The 17738-nt window shown below is 38.8% G+C and carries 23 protein-coding genes and 1 pseudogene; 14 read left to right on the plus strand and 10 right to left on the minus strand.

Features of this window, described 5'->3' with window-relative positions; all coding sequences use genetic code 11:
* Positions 1–13: 13 nt before the first annotated feature.
* Both PRK60_RS04480 and PRK60_RS04485 read right to left on the minus strand, forming a co-directional pair.
* Positions 14–958: an IS3 family transposase gene (locus PRK60_RS04480; RefSeq protein ID WP_316243096.1), complete on the minus strand. Its 945-nt coding sequence runs from the start codon at positions 956–958 to the stop codon at positions 14–16.
* Positions 910–1443 carry a helix-turn-helix domain-containing protein gene (locus PRK60_RS04485; RefSeq protein WP_102169382.1) on the minus strand — a complete coding sequence of 178 codons (534 nt, stop codon included), beginning with the start codon at positions 1441–1443 and terminating at the stop codon, positions 910–912. Before PRK60_RS04485 ends, PRK60_RS04480 begins: the two co-directional genes overlap by 49 nt.
* Before the next feature lie 369 nt (positions 1444–1812).
* Between PRK60_RS04485 and PRK60_RS04490 the strand changes: the two genes are divergently transcribed.
* The 3 genes from PRK60_RS04490 to PRK60_RS04500 are packed head-to-tail and all read left to right on the plus strand — an operon-like array spanning position 1813 to position 3724.
* Entirely contained in the window at positions 1813–2268 is a 456-nt protein-coding gene (locus PRK60_RS04490) for a MarR family winged helix-turn-helix transcriptional regulator (protein ID WP_102169275.1), read from the plus strand.
* Between the two features lie 56 nt (positions 2269–2324).
* The gene (locus PRK60_RS04495; RefSeq protein ID WP_273646387.1) at positions 2325–2582 is read left to right on the plus strand and encodes a hypothetical protein; all 258 of its coding nucleotides are present in this window, start codon (positions 2325–2327) and stop codon (positions 2580–2582) included.
* Positions 2531–3724, plus strand: a complete 1194-nt coding sequence (locus PRK60_RS04500) for a DHA2 family efflux MFS transporter permease subunit (protein WP_273646388.1) — start codon at positions 2531–2533, stop codon at positions 3722–3724. Before PRK60_RS04495 ends, PRK60_RS04500 begins: the two co-directional genes overlap by 52 nt.
* Positions 3725–3809: 85 nt before the next feature.
* On the opposite strand, the gene PRK60_RS04505 is transcribed toward PRK60_RS04500, so the two are convergent.
* Positions 3810–4130: a carboxymuconolactone decarboxylase family protein gene (locus tag PRK60_RS04505; protein WP_102169277.1), complete on the minus strand. Its 321-nt coding sequence runs from the start codon at positions 4128–4130 to the stop codon at positions 3810–3812.
* A 140-nt stretch (positions 4131–4270) separates the two neighbouring features.
* A complete protein-coding gene (locus PRK60_RS04510; RefSeq protein ID WP_273646389.1) occupies positions 4271–5653 on the minus strand; it encodes a DHA2 family efflux MFS transporter permease subunit in 1383 nt (460 codons plus the stop codon).
* Positions 5654–5989: 336 nt separating this feature from the next.
* Here PRK60_RS04510 and PRK60_RS04515 point away from each other — a divergent pair, with 336 nt between their 5' ends.
* Positions 5990–6919: an NAD(P)-dependent oxidoreductase gene (locus PRK60_RS04515; RefSeq protein ID WP_102169279.1), complete on the plus strand. Its 930-nt coding sequence runs from the start codon at positions 5990–5992 to the stop codon at positions 6917–6919.
* Positions 6920–7030: 111 nt separating this feature from the next.
* Complete coding sequence (locus PRK60_RS04520) at positions 7031–7474, plus strand: GNAT family N-acetyltransferase (RefSeq protein WP_273646390.1); 444 nt, start codon at positions 7031–7033, stop codon at positions 7472–7474.
* Between the two features lie 35 nt (positions 7475–7509).
* On the opposite strand, the gene PRK60_RS04525 is transcribed toward PRK60_RS04520, so the two are convergent.
* Positions 7510–8373 (minus strand): AraC family transcriptional regulator, encoded by an 864-nt coding sequence (locus PRK60_RS04525; protein WP_102169280.1) that lies wholly within the window; start codon positions 8371–8373, stop codon positions 7510–7512.
* 106 nt (positions 8374–8479) lie between these two features.
* On the opposite strand from PRK60_RS04525, the gene PRK60_RS04530 reads away from it, so the two are divergent.
* Positions 8480–9010: a methylated-DNA--[protein]-cysteine S-methyltransferase gene (locus PRK60_RS04530; protein ID WP_102169281.1), complete on the plus strand. Its 531-nt coding sequence runs from the start codon at positions 8480–8482 to the stop codon at positions 9008–9010.
* On the plus strand, positions 9000–9440 hold the full coding sequence (locus PRK60_RS04535; protein ID WP_273646391.1) for an MFS transporter: 441 nt from the start codon (positions 9000–9002) through the stop codon (positions 9438–9440). The genes PRK60_RS04530 and PRK60_RS04535 overlap by 11 nt, the downstream gene beginning before the upstream one ends.
* Here PRK60_RS04535 and PRK60_RS04540 read toward each other — a convergent pair.
* The 3 genes from PRK60_RS04540 to PRK60_RS04550 all read right to left on the minus strand — a co-directional run bounded on the left by PRK60_RS04540 (position 9338) and on the right by PRK60_RS04550 (position 11847).
* Positions 9338–10018 (minus strand): alpha/beta hydrolase, encoded by a 681-nt coding sequence (locus PRK60_RS04540; protein ID WP_273646433.1) that lies wholly within the window; start codon positions 10016–10018, stop codon positions 9338–9340. The two genes, PRK60_RS04535 and PRK60_RS04540, sit on opposite strands and share 103 nt — an antisense overlap.
* A 15-nt stretch (positions 10019–10033) precedes the next feature.
* Positions 10034–10507 carry an alpha/beta hydrolase gene (locus PRK60_RS04545; protein ID WP_273646392.1) on the minus strand — a complete coding sequence of 158 codons (474 nt, stop codon included), beginning with the start codon at positions 10505–10507 and terminating at the stop codon, positions 10034–10036.
* A gap of 74 nt (positions 10508–10581) precedes the next feature.
* On the minus strand, positions 10582–11847 hold the full coding sequence (locus tag PRK60_RS04550; RefSeq protein WP_316243093.1) for an MMPL family transporter: 1266 nt from the start codon (positions 11845–11847) through the stop codon (positions 10582–10584).
* Between PRK60_RS04550 and PRK60_RS04555 the strand changes: the two are divergent.
* Both PRK60_RS04555 and PRK60_RS04560 read left to right on the plus strand, forming a co-directional pair.
* Positions 11808–12161 (plus strand): annotated as a pseudogene (locus tag PRK60_RS04555) (aldo/keto reductase); the annotation flags it as partial. The gene PRK60_RS04550 and the pseudogene PRK60_RS04555 overlap by 40 nt on opposite strands.
* A 14-nt stretch (positions 12162–12175) precedes the next feature.
* Positions 12176–13039 carry an aldo/keto reductase gene (locus PRK60_RS04560; RefSeq protein ID WP_273646393.1) on the plus strand — a complete coding sequence of 288 codons (864 nt, stop codon included), beginning with the start codon at positions 12176–12178 and terminating at the stop codon, positions 13037–13039.
* Between the two features lie 49 nt (positions 13040–13088).
* Here PRK60_RS04560 and PRK60_RS04565 read toward each other — a convergent pair whose 3' ends face one another.
* Positions 13089–13472, minus strand: coding sequence for a winged helix-turn-helix transcriptional regulator (locus tag PRK60_RS04565; protein WP_102169284.1), 384 nt, complete (start codon positions 13470–13472; stop codon positions 13089–13091).
* A gap of 116 nt (positions 13473–13588) precedes the next feature.
* Here PRK60_RS04565 and PRK60_RS04570 point away from each other — a divergent pair, with 116 nt between their 5' ends.
* Entirely contained in the window at positions 13589–13879 is a 291-nt protein-coding gene (locus PRK60_RS04570) for a hypothetical protein (RefSeq protein ID WP_191913073.1), read from the plus strand.
* A 68-nt stretch (positions 13880–13947) separates the two neighbouring features.
* Here the strand turns inward: PRK60_RS04570 and PRK60_RS04575 are convergent, their stop codons facing one another.
* Entirely contained in the window at positions 13948–14739 is a 792-nt protein-coding gene (locus tag PRK60_RS04575) for a Cof-type HAD-IIB family hydrolase (RefSeq protein WP_102169286.1), read from the minus strand.
* Positions 14740–14972: 233 nt separating this feature from the next.
* On the opposite strand from PRK60_RS04575, the gene PRK60_RS04580 reads away from it, so the two are divergent.
* The 4 genes from PRK60_RS04580 to PRK60_RS04595 all read left to right on the plus strand — a co-directional run bounded on the left by PRK60_RS04580 (position 14973) and on the right by PRK60_RS04595 (position 17700).
* Positions 14973–15509, plus strand: coding sequence for a sugar O-acetyltransferase (locus tag PRK60_RS04580; protein ID WP_392391046.1), 537 nt, complete (start codon positions 14973–14975; stop codon positions 15507–15509).
* Complete coding sequence (locus PRK60_RS04585) at positions 15510–16367, plus strand: alpha/beta hydrolase (RefSeq protein ID WP_273646395.1); 858 nt, start codon at positions 15510–15512, stop codon at positions 16365–16367.
* Between the two features lie 191 nt (positions 16368–16558).
* Positions 16559–16840 carry a hypothetical protein gene (locus PRK60_RS04590; RefSeq protein WP_273646396.1) on the plus strand — a complete coding sequence of 94 codons (282 nt, stop codon included), beginning with the start codon at positions 16559–16561 and terminating at the stop codon, positions 16838–16840.
* On the plus strand, positions 16840–17700 hold the full coding sequence (locus PRK60_RS04595; RefSeq protein WP_273646397.1) for an alpha/beta hydrolase: 861 nt from the start codon (positions 16840–16842) through the stop codon (positions 17698–17700). The genes PRK60_RS04590 and PRK60_RS04595 overlap by 1 nt, the downstream gene beginning before the upstream one ends.
* Positions 17701–17738: the final 38 nt, after the last annotated feature.

Consider the following 17738-nt stretch of genomic DNA (forward strand, 5'->3'; position numbering starts at 1 on the left):
CAAAATTGATTATTTAAGCTACCAAGGTATGATTTCGGTATTCAACCGGAGTCATACCTTTTGTTTTTAAGGAGATACGTTGGTAATTAAAGTAATGAATGCATTGAGCTGAGAGTGATTTTAATTCAGCTAAGTCTTTACATGGTGGGAAACCATCTAATAACTCTGTCTTAAACAGGTGAAAGAAACTCTCCATTGGTGCGTTATCATGACAATTTCCCTTACGGGACATACTTTGAATAAAGTGATTATCAGCTAACTTTTGGGTATAGTACCCCAGTTGATAGTGCCACCCCTGATCAGAATGAATAATTGGTTGAGCATTATCAGGCAGCTTTGTACATAGCTCGTTGAGAGTAGCGGTAATCAACTGTCGATCAGGATGTTGACTCAATTGGAAGGCTAAAACTTCCTTACTGGCTTCATCGATAATTGAGGAAATATAAGCCCAACTGTGATTAGCTAAGCGAACTTGAGAAACATCTGTGTGGAGGACTTGATAAGGAATGGTGGCCTGAAATTGTTGTTTTAGTAGATTATCCGCAACTGTGCCCACATTACCTTCATAAGATGAGTATTTACCACTACGGTGGCGATTATACAGTGCCACTTGAACATCTAATTTCGCCATCAACTTGTTCACCGTCATGTCCGCCAAATGAATGCCCATTGCCCGCAGTTTTTGGTTCACGCGACGATAACCGTAGGTCCATCGTCCGCGGACTTGCCCTTCTTTAGCCACGCTAAGAATCACTTGCTTAACACTCGCATATTTATCATGATGGTTAGCGATGCGCTTGCGCTCATCATGGTAAGTAGCCTTAGGAAGGTTGATTTTATGGAGAATGTCACCAATCTTATAGCGATATTTCTTCGGTAGCGATGCTTGATCTGCCCTGATCTGATCAACTATTTGCGTTTTCTCTTTGCCTTGGAGGGTCCGAACAGGGCCAACGATTTTTTTAAGATGTCACGTTCCAATTTTGTGTCATAGAGTTCTTGGCTTTTCTTGGCAAGTTCTTCTTTTAAACGTTCCACTTCAGTCTTATTAGTAAGACGACGAAGTCGTTTCTTAGTATGTTTCACCTTTGACGGCCTACCTTTCGGGTGAGGTTTCAAGGCTTCAATACCATCTCGCTTGAACTGTGACCGCCAAAGTGAAATTTGGCACGCTTGCACGTCAAATCGAGCCGCTACTTTAACCATCGATTCCTCATGAGTTTGGTAGTAGTCTATCACACTCAACTTAAAATCTGCGGTAAGGGTTCGTGGATGACGACGCCGTTTCAAGGCGTCTATCCCACTTAAGCGATATCTTTGAATCCATTTCCTGATCAGTCGGCTACTGATACTGTATTTGCGCCCCAAGGCTCGAGAACTTTGTGGAGTAGTCAGATATTCGTGGACAATTTTAGCTTTAAAGTCAGGTTTGTATTTAGTCATAAAAAGTGCCTCACAATCGTTAGAACTTTTGTCTAACAATTATGAGGCACTTCAAATATTTGTATTTGTTAGGTGGTATTTTTTAAAGCATTAATTTAATTTTTGGTTGTACGGATGCCAAGAATAATGCCAGAGAAGTAAACATTAAAAGGGCAAATAAGCTAAATTATTTCATAATTGACAGATACTATTAGTATGAACTTGTTTTACTGACTGGGCAAGGAAAGTAATCGCTGTCAAAAAGAGCGAACTTTAAATAAGTAGTAGAGAAAAGCAACCAAACGGAAGGAGTAAAATTATGTGCTTTTCTTGTATTATTTAATAATCTGTAGTAAGCTACACATATTGAGAGAGAGGGGATGCTCAAAAATGAAGTCAAAAAGACTACCTACACAGGATTATATTGGACCACAAATCAAAACTCTGAGTATTTTGATTGAAAAAAAGATGAATGCCCAATTGGTTGCCAATGGAATTAACTTAACGGGGACCCAAATTTCAATTTTAGCCTTTTTATATGATCATCAAAAGACGGTAACCCAAAAAGAGATTGAATTAAAGTTCAAAATTAGTCACCCTACTGTGCGAGGAATAATTCGGCGATTGGTTGCATTGAATTTAGTTGAAACAACTACAAGTGATCAGGACAGGCGTCAAATTATTTTAATGTTATCAACTCAAGGACAACAATTTATGAAAGAAAATCTGAAGATAATCCGGGATCCAGCTAAGAAGATGGAATCAAGATTACGAGATAATATTAAAAAGTCAGATTACGATACTTTTCAGCAGGTATTGCATCAGATGATTAATAATTTGCAATAACCTGCTTTATTTTTAGGCATAAATGTAGCTCGCTACATTTATAAGGAGGAAAATTTATGATTACAATTGACACACCTAATAAGCAAAAAGTAAAAATGATAGCAGTATTAATCTTCGGAGCATTTATAATGATGCTCACCGAAACATTTTTCAATAATGCTTTGCCAACAATTATTAATCAGTACAGTGTTAGCCAGTCAATAGCGCAATGGGTCAGCACCGGCTACCAACTTGTGACAGGATTAATGATTCCTTTGTCTGCATGGTTTTTCACCGCTTTAATACTAAACATACTTTCATTAGCTTGTTACTGATTTTCTTACTCGGTTCAGCTTGCGGCTTCTTAGCAAGTAATTTTTGGCTATTACTACTTGGACGATTAATTCAAGCGATTGCTGCTGGTGCAATGATTCCTTTAATTCAAAATGTAGTTCTTGTACTCTATCCTCAAGAAAAACGAGGCTTTATTATGGGAGTAATTGGTTTGGTGATCGCATTTGGCCCAGCACTAGGTCCAACGACTGGTGGATGGATCATTGATAACCTAGGATTGAAATGGTTATTTGGAATTTTAATTCCCTTAACTATTATCTTACTAGCTATCAGTCTTTTTAATGCTAAAAATGTTAATAAAATTGACCGAACGCAAAGAGTTGACTGGGTATCCGTAGTAGAATCTTGTCTTGGCTTTGGGGCGCTATTATATGGCTTCTCTGATATTGGTAATATAGGAACAATTAATTTTACAAACGGCTTTATCACAATAATGGGTTTTGTCGTATTAGTATTTTTCTGCTGTCGCCAATTAAAGTTAGAAAAGCCATTGGTGAATTTAAGCGTTTTTAGGAATTATACTTTTAATTTAACGACTATTTTAAGTGCAATTAGTAATATCGCATTACTTAGTGTTGAGCTAGTCTTACCACTATATTTACAACGAGTTCATGGCCTTTCAGCATTTCAGGCTGGACTGATGCTCTTACCTGGAGCGATTTTGGAGGGAATAACAAGTCCGATTGCTGGAAGACTATATGATAAATTCGGTATTAAGAAACTCTCATTAATCGGCTATGCTATTATTATTTTGGGGACTATGCCGATGATATTTTTTACTCCAGAGACTAATTTGCTACTTGTTGCAGGAGCATATGCTTTCCGAATTATTGGAATTGCTACTGTAATGATGCCAACGTTCACAGAAGGACTTAACGCGTTACCAATTGACTTATATGTTCATGGAAATGCTGCAGCATCGACTGCTCGCCAGATTGCCGGTTCACTTGGAACAGCAGTATTAATGATGATTATTGCCTTTGGCAGCAAGCACATAGCAGGTAACAATATGTTGCAGACTGAGCAGTTTAACTATGGGTATCGATACGCATTTTTAGCTTCCTTTATTTTTGCTTTAATTGGTTTTGTATTATCATTTTGGTTAAAATCAAAACATCAGTAACTTCATAGAGAGTGAGAAAAACACCGAAAAGCGGCTGGCAAGCTGATTTCCGGTGTTTTTTGAGTTGATTTTCAGCCTCTAAACATTAATCGTCCCAAACTTTCTTGGCAACGTTAAATGCTGACCAGGCATTTGGCCAACCAACATAAAAGGCAAGTTGAGTAATAACTTCTGCGATTTCTTCTTTTGTAATCCCATTATTCTTTGCTGTTTGCATATGGTAAGGAAGTTGTTCAAAGGCACCCTTAGTGATTAAAGCGGTAACTGTGATTAAACTCCGATCACGAGGACTTAATTCCTTTTCTCGGGACCATACTTGTCCAAATAGCACATCATCGTTTAATTCAGCAAATTTAGGGGCAAAATCACCTAATTGATCGCGTCCAGCAGTTTGTTTCTTCGCCATGATAAAGACTCCTTTCAAAGTTCTCTTTAGTTATCTTTACTATAAACTAGATCAAATAAAATAAGAAATACTCATATTAAGTAATTATCTATGCAAAAAGTGAATTAAACGCATATGCATAACGGGCTACGCAAGTCTAACTACTTTAATTCAACTGTCGACCGATTCTTAAGTTTGAACAAGAGACAGAAGGCAATAATGTTAAGAACCGCGATCGACCAAAAGGACCAATGAAAGCCTTGGAGAGCCGCTACTGATGTTGAAAGCTTATGGGCGATGCCGTGCTTTTGGCCGAGTGATTGCAAGGTAGCAGCCATCGCATTAGCAAAGGCATCCGCAATTTGGTTCATGTTGACCATAAAAACAACGTACTCCTGAGGAAGAGCATTCAAACCATAAACGCTAACGGGAGAATAGGCTAAGTTAAGGCCACCACAACGTAAGGCATACAGGGTAGTAACAGTAAATACACTAGTAGTCGGTGAGTAGAAGGCCATTGGAATCGTCGTCAGCAAGCCGATTCCAAAGCCTAGGAAAGCGACCTTCTTAATCCCAATTTGGTCATAAAGCCGTCCAGCAATTGGTGAAACTACCATCATCACGAGGGCGCTCGGGATTAGCATTAACCCAGAGATAGTTGGTGTGACTTTGAGAACATTCTGGTTAAAGAGCGGCAGCATTAGCTCAGTTGCCATTAAGGACGAGGTGTTAAGGAGAGCCAGGGTTGCGCCGAGGCGGAAAGAGGGCGCTTTAAAGACCCGCATTTCTAGTAATGGCTTCTTAAGCTTGAGTTGACGTTTAACAAAGAAAATCATGACGGCGATTCCAACTGCTTGAAGGAACAATGTAAGCCAGTCAAACCGTCCCATTTCACCAACACGACCTAGACTATATAGCAAAAGAGCTAGTCCTGATGTTGACGTAAGGACTGAGGAAAAATCAAGTGATGATCGCTTTAATGGAATTATGTTTTTAACGAATAATTGAGTGGCAATCAGAACGAGAATACAGATCGGAATTAAGATAATAAATAACATTCGCCAACTGAAATAATCAACTATGATTCCAGAAACGGTTGGTCCAGTGGCCGGACCGAGATTAATAATAATTCCCGCGAGGCCCATTATAGTTCCACGGTGGCGTGGGGAAAAGATTAGGGCAAGGACGTTTGGAATGAGTGGCATATTGATACCGACTGCAACCCCTTCAATTAGTCGGCCGATCAATAGTAAAGGAAAATTGGGCGCAAATGCTGAAATAATTGTTCCAACCAAAAAGATAGCCATTGTCACGGTAAATAATGTTCTTAATTTTACTGAATTAGTAAGATAGGCGGCAAGTGGCATGGTGATTCCAGCAGCTAGCATGTAACCGGTGCTGAGCCATTGAACGGTCATCTCACTAACATGGACCTCCGCCATTATTGTTGGTAGGCCATTGTTGAGTAGGGTTTCCGAAAAGGCAGTGATGAAGCTTCCACAGAGCAGGGTGATCACCATTAGAATTTTGTTTTGACGAGACATAATAACTCCTTTCAAAGAAAAAGAGCTGGACAGGAAATTAACTTCCTTATCCAGCTCTTATTTTTTCGCCCGCTGTTCTTGAGCGCCTGATATTAAATTACGAGTATCTTACCAAATAATGATTGTGTTTGCAAATTGAATGAAGTTATAAAAAGTTATAAAATATCTGAAAAGTTATAAAGAGTTATAAAATGAGGAGCTATAGTAATGAATAATCCATTTACTCCGAGCTTTGGGACCGTTCCAAATGTTTTTTGACCGCTTTATTGAAGAATAAATAAGGTTAGATGAATTTTAAGATTAGCAGTTAAAGTTAAAAAGGAGTCAAAGGTTAGGATGAATGTTCTTATTATTGGTGATTTTCCATCCAAGACAAAGCAAGAAATTTATAAAGCTTTTCCTCAAGAATGGCAAGTTCACATTACAGATTTACAATCAGCATCATTATACTTATCGACTGCAGAAGCAATTATTCCTGAACATGTGCCAGTTAATTCATCACTACTAAAACAAGCGCCGCAATTAAAGATAATTCAAACCGGAGCTGGTTATGATAATGTTGACGTGGCTGAATGTACTCATCGAGGAGTTAAAGTTTGCAACGCTGCAGGAGTTAATGCTAATGCAGTAGTTGAACACACACTTGCATTAATCCTAAGCTGGTTTAAAAATATTCCATACTTAGACCAATTTATGAAAGAACAGCAACCGGCAAGTCAACTCACATATAGTGGCGCAGAAATTGCCGGAAAAACTTTAGGGATCATTGGCTTGGGAAATATAGGAGAGAGACTTGCCCGTATTGGATTAGCGCTTAATATGAATGTGCTAGCATTTAATCATCATCCACGGCATATTTCAGGAGTTAGAATGGTTGATTTGTCAACATTATACAAAAATAGCGATATTATTAGCCTTCATATTGCTGCGACTTCCGTGACCCACCATTTAATTGATTATCAGGCATTTCAGCAAATGAAATCATCAGCACTCCTAGTAAACACATCACGAGGAAGTATTGTTGATGAGGCTGCTCTTATTTCAGCGTTGCAAACTCATGAAATTGCCGGAGCTTGCTTAGATGTCTTTGAACAAGAACCATTACCCATAAATAGTCCGTTGCGGCATTTAAGTAATGTCATCCTAACACCGCATACGGCTGGTCTTCCCGATGGTGTTAAATTTCACCGTCGTCGATATGAATTCTTTAAGGAGAATCTGACTAGATTTGCTAAAGGAGAAGAATCAGAGAATTTGGTGAATTAATCGTCCTCATTGCTGATTAAATCTGTATACCAAATTTCAAACGATGGATTAAAACTCAGCAAACGTAACAAAAGAAGGCATTATTAAAAGTTAATAGGGAGTGAAAAATAAGTGAAAATCAAAGAATTAACGACAATCAGCGATAGTGAAATGGAACAACTAATTGCTACTTGGGAAAGCTCGGTTATTGCGACCCATCAGTTTCTTAGTCCTCAAGAAATTGCGACGATCAAGCAATATGTTCCGCAGGCTTTTCGTAGCGTTCAATACTTAATAGTTGCTCTTGAAAATGATCGAATTAAAGCGTTAATGGGAATTAATGAGACGAAACTTGAAATGCTATTCGTAGCGGCAAGTGAACGCGGTAAAGGGATTGGCAGTCAACTACTTCGCTATGGAATGACCCAATACCATATTGACGAATTGGCAGTTAATGAACAGAATCCGAATGCTCGTGGCTTCTATGAACACATGGGTTTTAAGATTGCTTCACGGTCACCACTCGATGAACAAGGAAATCCATATCCGATTTTAAAAATGAAACGAATTTATTAAAATCGACAGTATAAAAATAGATATCATTTGCAAGTTTATTCTTTACGAAATTGAAAAGGGGTTAGGTTAGTTTTAGCCTTAAAATACTTACCAAATTGACTAGCTTGACCAAAACCAACCTGATTAGCAATTACACTTATTGGCAACTCTGTCTTTTTCAATAGTTCTGCAGCTTTTGATAATCGATATTCCAGCAAATACTTGTAGGGTGAAGTTTGCAAAATATTGTGGAAGCACCGGTTGCATTCTGCTTTGCTAATATTGGCACTCTTTGCTAATTCCGCTAGTGTAATTTTTTGTGGGTAATTTTCCTGAATATAATTTAACATTGCTGTTATTCTAATTTTAGCGTTGGAGTCTTGCTGTTGCTGAGGCAGTGAGACTCTTTTTTGTAGTTCCAAGAAGATATTAACTAAAGTTGTTAGAACTTCATAAGGATACAGACGTTGTTGTCGATCATTTTCAAATAACTGAGATAAATTATTTAATTTTTTGCATATAGTTGACCACTTACCGGCTGGCTCAAATTTAATTAGTTCCAAGTTAGAATTTAACGTTAATTCTTCAACTAGTCGCTGAGTTGGTCCACCAAAGTAAAATTCTAAGAAATATGTTGGAAAAATAAACGAACGATAATGAGAGTTATTTTGATGAATTACCTGGTGAACAACATTTTGATTGATAAAAGCACCAGCTCCAGCCGAGAGATTTTCAGCCTTTTCTAGTGTTCTAATATTAACTGTTCCTTTTAATACGTAAATAAATTGCAGATCACTATGCCAGTGCATAACGTTAAATCCGGGGTTAATCGGGTTCGCATGATGGTTAATGACGTCTAATACTAAATACGGGAAGTCTGACTGGGCATTAATATTTTTGGAGTTAATATATTTATTCATAGATATTCCTTTTGATAATATTTAGATAATTCTTGGACATATTAACATAATATATAGCTTTTAGCGAAGATATAATCATAATAGTACAGGAAAGGAACGTTGATTTATGCAGTACATTACTAGCTATCAGTCTCCCTTAGGGAAAATATTACTGGCGAGTGATTATCAGGGATTAACTGGATTATGGTTTGAAAATGATAAATATTATGCGGACGGCCTTGGGTCACAGAATATATCGATGGAAACAACGATTTTAAAGCAAACTAAGCAATGGTTAGATGAATACTTTTCGCAACGTCAGCCTTCATTTATATTACCTCTCCATTTAATAGGAACCGATTTTCAAAAAATGATTTGGCAGATTTTGCTAACCATCCCCTATGGACAAGTAATGACTTACCGAGAAATTGCCGACATCGCTGCTGCTAGGCTTCATAAAGAGCATATGTCAGCGCAGGCAGTTGGCGGAGCGGTTGGTCGTAATCATATTGAAATTATTGTCCCGTGTCACCGGGTGGTTGGATCCAATGGGAGCCTAACCGGTTATGCTGCAGGGCTATCAATTAAGAAGAAATTATTACAGCTAGAAAAAATTGATGTAAGTAAATTTAAAATCCCCAAAGGAAGTGAGAATTAGTTTGAAAGTATCGAAGTATATTTATAGCCTATCCCTGGGACATTTATTTGTTGATTTCAGCCAGGGAGCGTTAGCAGCCTTATTGCCGACCCTAATTGCGCAACACTATTATAACTATGCTGTTGCAGCAACCTTAGTTTTTGCGATGAACTTGGTATCTTCCGTTGTTCAGCCCTTATTTGGCTTCTTTTCGGATAAGTATAATACCGGTTGGATTATTATTTTAGCGATTTTGATTACGGGAATTGGTTTTAGTTCTTTGGGCTATGTACCAACATATGCATTATTAGTGATCGGATGTTTAGTTTGCGGAATTGGAATAGCAGCCTACCACCCAGATGCAGCTAAACTCGTCAATGGTCTTGCTGGGGCATACCCGCCCATTTGGGTATGCTGCTGGGCAGTGGAATTTTCATCAAAAAGTAGGTAGTCCTTAGGGCAGGTTAACAAATCATAGAATTCTTTAGCAGCTGTTGGATTAACTTCGGCAGCACCATTAAGAACGAGTGTTTTAGCTGATATTTTATTAATTATTTGGGTATTATCGTATTTTGCCAACTCGTTCAACAGGTTTTCTTCCGAGCAACCTTGTTTCCAAGTATAATCCTTTAACAGATATTCGAGTAGTGCTGGGCGAAGAGATCTTGGTAAGGAAAGAATCTTCTTCAGCCGCTGGCTAATCACCTTTCCCCAAGCAATGTTTCCCGGATCGGTGATACAAATCTTAATCCGCTTATCAAATGCAGCAGCCTGGGGAATTTGGAAGCCACCAAAACTCATCCCCATGACCCCAATCCGATTGTTATCGACGTGCGGTAAACTGGTAGCAAAATCAAGAACTGGTTTCATGACCTTCTCAAAGTCTGGTCTGAATGGTAATCCCTGCAGGCGTAGTGTCATTCCCTGACCGGGGCCATCGAACGTTAAGGCGTTAATACCACGTTTAATTGCAGCATCGGTTACCCAGCGAGTATCGTCAGCCCAAGTATCACGTCCCGGAACAACAATTAATAGTGGAGCATTTTACCCAGCGGATGGAGCGGTAAAGTAATGACCGGGAAGAGTAGTATCCTCATAAGGAATTTGAATCGCGGTTCCTGGATAATCAGATAAGTCAAGAGCTTTATCATAACAATTTTGGCTGGCCAGACAATAGTCCTTCATCCGATCGTCTTCTGTCTTACTGAAATACATTAAAGATACTCGCCAGTAGGTTGAAGCACGGAGATAAGCACTTGCCGCATTAATCTTTTTATCCTTTGCTTCGTAGTTTTGCGCCTTTTTCTGCAGACGGTTAGCCATAGTTGACCAAGAATTGATCCAGTTTTCTTCATTGCCATGCTTTAGGTTAACTGTTACTTCAAATACTTCACCAATATCCGCCATATGATAATTAGTTAGACCGAGAACGTGTTTAATTAAAGCATCCTGCAACATATTTTTACTAAATTTCATTTCCGGCCAATGCTTGTTAAAGCCCTCGTTACTTACCGTCATGATGGATTACCTCCTAAAGTCAGTTATTTTTTATATTCAATTTTACTGCGCCGCATCCCAGGGAATACCTAATTTCATTTACCACATAGTTTAATCATTGCCGGAACAAAAATTAGGCGGACGATAAAGGCATCAAAGAAAACACCGAATGCAAGTGCAAGACCAATTGATTTACTTGTAGGGTTAGATGTAATTGCAAAGCTACCAAAAACAGAAATCATGATTAGACCAGCAGTGATAATTACCTTGGCATTTTCTTTCATTCCAGTCCTAACTGCCTTAGTATTGTCGCCAGTTAGTAAGTAGATTTCGCGAATCCGAGAAACGAGGAAGACTTCATAGTCCATTGCTAGTCCGAAGAGAATTCCAATCGCAATTACTGGAAGGAAGGCAATAATTGGTGCTCCTTTGCTAATGCCAAAGACAGTATTTAACACCGCATCCTGCATGACAGCGGTAAGTGCCCCAAAGGAAGCGAGAAGTGAGAGACCAAATCCAGCCATCGCAACTAATGGAATAATGAATGAGCGAAAGACAATCATCATTAAGACGAACGCCAATGCCATTACGATTCCGGCAAAAATAGGGATTGCCTTATTTAACTTTTCAACAATGTCAATATTAATAGCATTAGTACCAGTCAGAACCAGCTTGGTATTCATTTTATCTTCGGTTGTGTTGGAGTACTTCTTAATATGATGAGCAAGCTGATCGGTCTTCACGGATTCAGGTCCTTCGGTTGGAATGACCATAAAGACTGCATACTTTCCACTACTACTCATCATCCCTGGAGTAGCCATTTTGACATATTTCATTTCTGAAAGATGCTTAGTAATTTCCATTACATCTTGTTGCTTTTCGTCTGGAGTAGCATTTTTATCTAACTTGGCAACCGTTATTAATTGGGCATTCATTCCTTCACCGAACTTATCGGACAAAATATCATAAGCCTTTCGTTCAGTTTGATTGGTAGGTAAGGCTCCATTATATGGCATTCCAAGCCGCATGTGCCCAGAAGGAATTGCAAAGCCAAGCAGAACAAGAGCACTGACGATTACAGTCACAAATGGGTGGCGGATGATAGTGTGCTCAACAAGCCCGTTATTTTTAGCTTTTTGCTTATGCTTCCCTGTTTGATTGTTAGCTGGTCTAATATGTTTATGCACTAATGAAATTAAAGCTGGCAAGAGGGTTAGGGCTGAAAGAATTGCAAAAGCAACGCCAACGGCAGCAGCTAATCCCATTTGGGTTAAGAAGTCAATGCCCACAAGGCTTAACCCAGCAACAGCAATAATAACTTGCGCAAAGCCAAGATGTCCGCGTTGAAGCCTGGGCACCATTTGCCGAGGGTAAACACAATATTTTTACTAACGAAACCATTGCTGAAATTGCTGTCAAGTACGGCAAGAGCAATGGTCAAGTAATCCTGCGCTGGCTCTTACAACGCGGAATCACGGTAATTCCTAAGTCTGTTCATCAGAAGCGGATGGCTGAAAATATTGATGTCTTTGACTTTGAACTTTCTGATGATGATATGAAGAAGATGGCTAGCCTTGATAAGAACGAAAGTCAATTCTTTGATCACCGTGATCCAGTGACGATTGAACAAATTTTTGGCTCCAGTTTGAAGCAAGTGCAAGATAGTGAGAAATAAGGAGGAGCTTAATTATGGCTAATATTCCAACATTTAAACTCAACGACGGTAATGAAATCCCTTCATTCGGTTTTGGAACTTTCCAAATCCCTGCTGACGGCACAACCTGCCAAGTAGTTAAGGATGCTTTAGCTGCTGGCTATCGGCATATTGATACTGCAACAGCCTACTTTAATGAACAGGAAGTTGGTAAGGCGATTAAGGATAGTGGCATTCCTCGTGATCAAATCTGGGTAACTTCTAAGCTTTGGCTCCAAGACTACGCTTATGAAGATGTCAAGAAGGCCATTGATCTTTCATTGAAGAAACTTGGCCTGGATTATGTGGACCTTTACCTAGTTCACCAACCGTACGGCAAAGTTGATGGAGCCTGGCAAGCAATGGAAGAAGCGCAAAAAGCGGGAAAGATTCGTTCAATTGGTGTTTCTAACATGACACCGAAGATTTGGAATAAGTTTGTTCCGAACTTTGATGTAATGCCAGCAGTTAACCAAGTTGAATTTAACCCATACTTCCAGCAAAAAGAATTGCGGCAAATCATGGCTAAGAATGGGGTTGCTCTTGAAGCTTGGGCACCACTAGGTCAAGGTAACGCTGACCTCTTTAAGGAACCAGTCATTACTAAAATGGCGGAAAAGTATGGTAAGGACGCTGGGCAAATTATCCTCCGCTTTGAACATCAAGAGGGGGTAACCGTCTTTCCAAAGTCCGTTCATGAAGCACGAATCAAGAGCAACATGGAGATCTTTGACTTTGAATTGAACTCTGCTGAAATGGCTCAAATGCGGGCTTTAGATAAAGGTAAAGGGATGCACGATCCAGATGCACCGGGCGTTGAAGAAATGCTCAGTCAATATGATGTGCACGCTAATGATTAATTGAAATTGCAAAAGATGACGATCCAGCATTAAAACTGTACCGTCATTTTTAATTCTCAAATTTTGCTCGATGCACTTTCTCAAAATGTTTTCCTGTATATATTTCCGCATCACTATGTTTGATCGCCCAATTAGAAATCGTATTGAGTACCGGAATTAAACTTTCACCTTTAGCAGTCAATGAGTATTCGACCCGAATCGGCATCTCATTATATTGTCGACGCTCAATAATTCCTGCCTGCTGTAATTCATGGAGACTATCTGCTAAGGCAGCGTCTGAGATATTTTCCATTTGCGCTTTTAGTTCACCGTAGCGCATTGAATTAACGTGACCAAGAATACAGAGAATTCGTGGCTTCCACTTGCCGCCAAAGATATCTAATCCATAGTCAACAGTACAATAATATTCTTTTGGTATTTTACGTTGATACATACCTGACCTTCCTCAAAAATTATTTAGTAGCTTAATCGTTTTTGAATTCGTATTAATTTTGATTGTAAACGACTATTATCAAAATTGTAAATTAATTGATTTGAGGAGGAAATAAAATGGCAGTTAAAGCATATTTACAAGTAACAATGGTAATTCCGGAGAAGAATCGGGCAGCTGCAGCAAAGGTTTATACAGACTACCGTGAACCGTTCCTCAAGACCATCCCCGGTGCAGAAACCAAGGATCTTTTAATTCGGGATGAAGATGTTCAAGTTCTTCATGGCTTTGATAGCGTTGAGCATGCCAAGGCATACCTCGACAGTGAAATGTTTACCCAACATGTTTTCCCAGGTTTGAAGCCAACATGGTCAGCAGCCCCCGAAGTACGGATTTATAGTGTAAATTAAATTGAATAGAGTTCCTTAATGGCATCGCATAAATAGTGGTGCCATTTTTTGTAAGCTGATTTTTGAAGCTAATTAAGCAATCTATTTATCTCGTGTAACACTGCTTGCTCATCGTTAGTTCCAATTGTATGCGTGGCTGCTTTCTTAACATTTGTCGGTGCGTTTCCCATGGCGTAACTAGTACCGGCAAGATCAAACATCTCAAGATCATTTTCACCATCACCAAAAACCACTAAGTCTGCTGGTGAAATTTGCCAACGATTGAGTAACTTTTTTAACCCGTATGATTTATTCATTTCTGGAATTATTAAATCAATCGCGCCATTACCACTAGCAGTTGCACGAATAATTCCCGCAAATCTAGTGTTGACGTTATGTGCAATTGTCCGCATGTTTGCTGGCGGGACGACTAGGGCAAATTTAAATATTTTGTCATCAAGGGACGAGAAATTTTTAACGACCTTGGTACGCGTATAGAAGCGATGAAGCCCCTGTTTGAATTTTTCGGGCATAGTATCTTTAACATAGGCAAATTGGCGGCCACAAACAACGTAGTGAGTATCGGGAATCGCATCAACATAGGCGATAATGTTTTCAACATCATTCATCTTTAACTGACCACAGGCAATTTCTTCTCCTTGATCAACCGTTAAAACACCATTTTCAGCGACAAAGGCAATCTGATTAGCAATGTCTGGGAAAAGTGACCGAAGAAAGTAATATTGGTCACCGCTAGCAACAATAAATTTAACATTTCGTTGATGCATTAGCTGAAAAGCAGTATTGAATAGCTGATGGTCATACGTCCGGTTAGTTGTCAGAAATGTGCCGTCAATATCGGTAGCAATTGCACGAATCATAAAGCATCCTCCATATAAGCATTTTGAGTTTATTTTAAAATTAGCCCTGTCAAAAAAGCAAGACGGTAAATGGTTGAACCTCGGAATTAGCGCGATATTATATCAAAGTTAATCAAGGTGCCATATTTATAGTTTTATCATTCTTTTTGATTATAGTTTGCTATAAAATATAAGTATTTAACATTCTTACTGTGAGTAGTTATGATGAATATAACAAATTAATAAAGCGAGGGATGTTAATGCAACACGCAGATCTTAAAGAGATAAAGGAAATTACTAAAACTGCTTTAAAAAACCAAGACCTTCTTCAACAGTTGAATGGCAGGGCGGCAAGTCAAAGAGAAATTCGCCAAGTGATCGGTGATATTACTGGTCAGCAAATTGATGATTCAGTTGAAATCCGATTACCAATCCGAAGTGACTATGGTGCTAATTTAAGGATTGGAAAAGGCGTCTTTATCAATAGCGGTGTAATGTTTACTGACCTTGGCGGGATTACATTAGCTGATAATGTTTTAGTTGGACCAAATGCAACGATTATTTCAGTAAATCACCCGCTAGATCCAAAGAAAAGGCATGAGGTTGAAATGAAGCCAGTGCTAATTGATAAAAATGCCTGGTTAGGTACTAATTCAACGATCTTACCTGGTGTAACAGTTGGTAAGAATGCCGTTATTGCGGCAGGGGCGGTGGTGACGAAAGATGTTCCGGCTAATACGGTTGTGGCTGGTGTACCAGCAAAAATAATTAAGAAAATTGGAGAGAAATAAATGCAAAGAAGCTTGAAACTAATTTTTATCCTAGCAGTGGCACTGTTAGGAGTAGGTGGATTCACTGCTAGTGCCCATGCAGTTACTCACCATGTTCAATCTTCAACCCCAACAATCTTTGTCCATGGCTGGGGTAGTAGTTCCCATGCGGAAGAGAAGATGGCGAACGCTGCTCGTGACGCAGGAGTTACTAAAACAATCGTGCGGGCAAATGTTGATAAGAAGGGGAATGTTACTTTTAACCGCAAAATCCCAGCTAATGCAGTCAACCCAATTGTTGAAGTGAATTTAGAGGATAATAAATTGGCTGGTTACCAGGATGATTATACTCAAGGGTATCGTCACGGGGGAACTTATATCAAAAATGTAGTAGTTGCTTTGCAAAAACAACACCATTATAAGCGGATTAACCTGGTTGGTCATTCAATGGGAAACTTAGAGATTATTAACTACATTAATGATAATGTGAATAATAAAAAATTACCTAAGGTCGCTCACTTAGTCGCAATTGCCGGTCATTATAATGGATTAGTTGGCGAACATGGTGCTGATGCTAAAGTAGATGCACAAACAGGTGAACCGGAACAACAGGATTCTGCATATCGCGGATTATTAGGATTGCGCCAAACCTTTCCGAAGAATACCGCGGTTCTAAATATTTATGGTGATGTTGGTGATGGTAGTCATTCTGATGAAGATGTGCCAGTCAATTCTGCTAAATCACTGAAATATCTTGTTGCCGGTCGGGCTAAATCGTATCAAGAAGTTGAAATCCACGGGAAGAATGCTCAACACAGCAAACTTCATAACAACAGTCAAGTCAATCGTTTATTAATTAATTTTCTCTGGAGAAAATAGTATTTTTGGTTATCAAACATTATTTAGATTGTTCCGTAGTTGAATGCTAGCAGGACAATTTTTTAGTTATTTAGGAGCGAAAAACATTTAGTTTACATAATTATTATTCAGTGTTAACGGATCATTTTCTTGTCGCTCTTTGAAACTAAGCATATAATTAAAATGAGAAATAATTGGAGGAGGGTTGCCTAATGAATAAAATCTTCATGAATGGTTATTACCAAGGTGTTATTGAAGTTGCTCCGGCATCACTTTCAGCATCAAAGGTAGAAGAACTGGCAATTACGATGACTATTCAGCACCTTCGTCATGCAGGGGTTAAGGTTTCAACAATTCATGATTTTCTAACATTTGATATTCAAGCTAATGAGCGGCTTGTTAATAAATACATTAATGATAGTGCGGCGGAACTTGAAGAAATTCAAGCCAAAATTTTAAGCTTAGCATTTACAAAGAAAAGTAGTATTGACTAATGAAGAAAAGTACAATTGGTACTACAATTGCAATTCTTATTGTTTTAACGGCAATTATTGGTGGTGCGGTGTACCATACCCAGAAAAATAATCGATTTGTTCATTCAACAACAGCAACGCTCTTTTTCCATGGTGGTGGAAGTAGTTATCGTGCAGAAACCGGAATGGTTAATGCTGCAAAAAAAGCGGGAGTAACTAATACGGTTATTAGGGCCGATGTTACCAACAACGGGAAAGTTACCCTTCATGGTAATATGCATCGTGGCGCAATTAATCCAATTGTTGAAGTTAACTACGAAAATAACCGTCAGCTTAATTTTAATAAGCACGGTGAATATGCGACTAATGTAGTTAAGATGCTCAAAAAGCGATATGGAATTAATAAAATCAATATGGTTGGTCACTCACTTGGGAATATTTCAATTATCTACTACATGCTTCGCAACGGTCAAAACAAAGATATGCCAAAATTAGAGAAGCAGGTAGACATTGCAGGACACTTCGGTGGTTTAACATTTGATGGTATTCCGGATGACCTTAAGCAACCAGCCGGTATGAAACTGGATTCTAACGGGAAGCCTAATTACATGAACGCTACTTATAAGCAAATGACTGCAGCGCGTAAGGCTTATCCTAAAGGGCAGGTAGCTGTTTTAAATATTTATGGTGATATCGGTAACCATACTGACGGACGGGTTGATAATATTTCATCACGTTCACTTCAGTATTTAGTTGCATCACGGGCAAAATCTTATACTGAATTAAAGGTAACTGGGAAGAATGTTCAACACTCAAAGCTTCATGATAATAAACAAGTTGATCAAGCATTAATTAAGTTCCTCTGGCAAAGAAAAAAGTAAATAAGATCAAGAATGCTCCTCGCTAGGAATATTAGCCT

It is taken from the genome of Limosilactobacillus portuensis (assembly GCF_028607025.1).
In the GTDB taxonomy this organism is placed as follows: Bacteria; Bacillota; Bacilli; order Lactobacillales; family Lactobacillaceae; genus Limosilactobacillus; species Limosilactobacillus portuensis.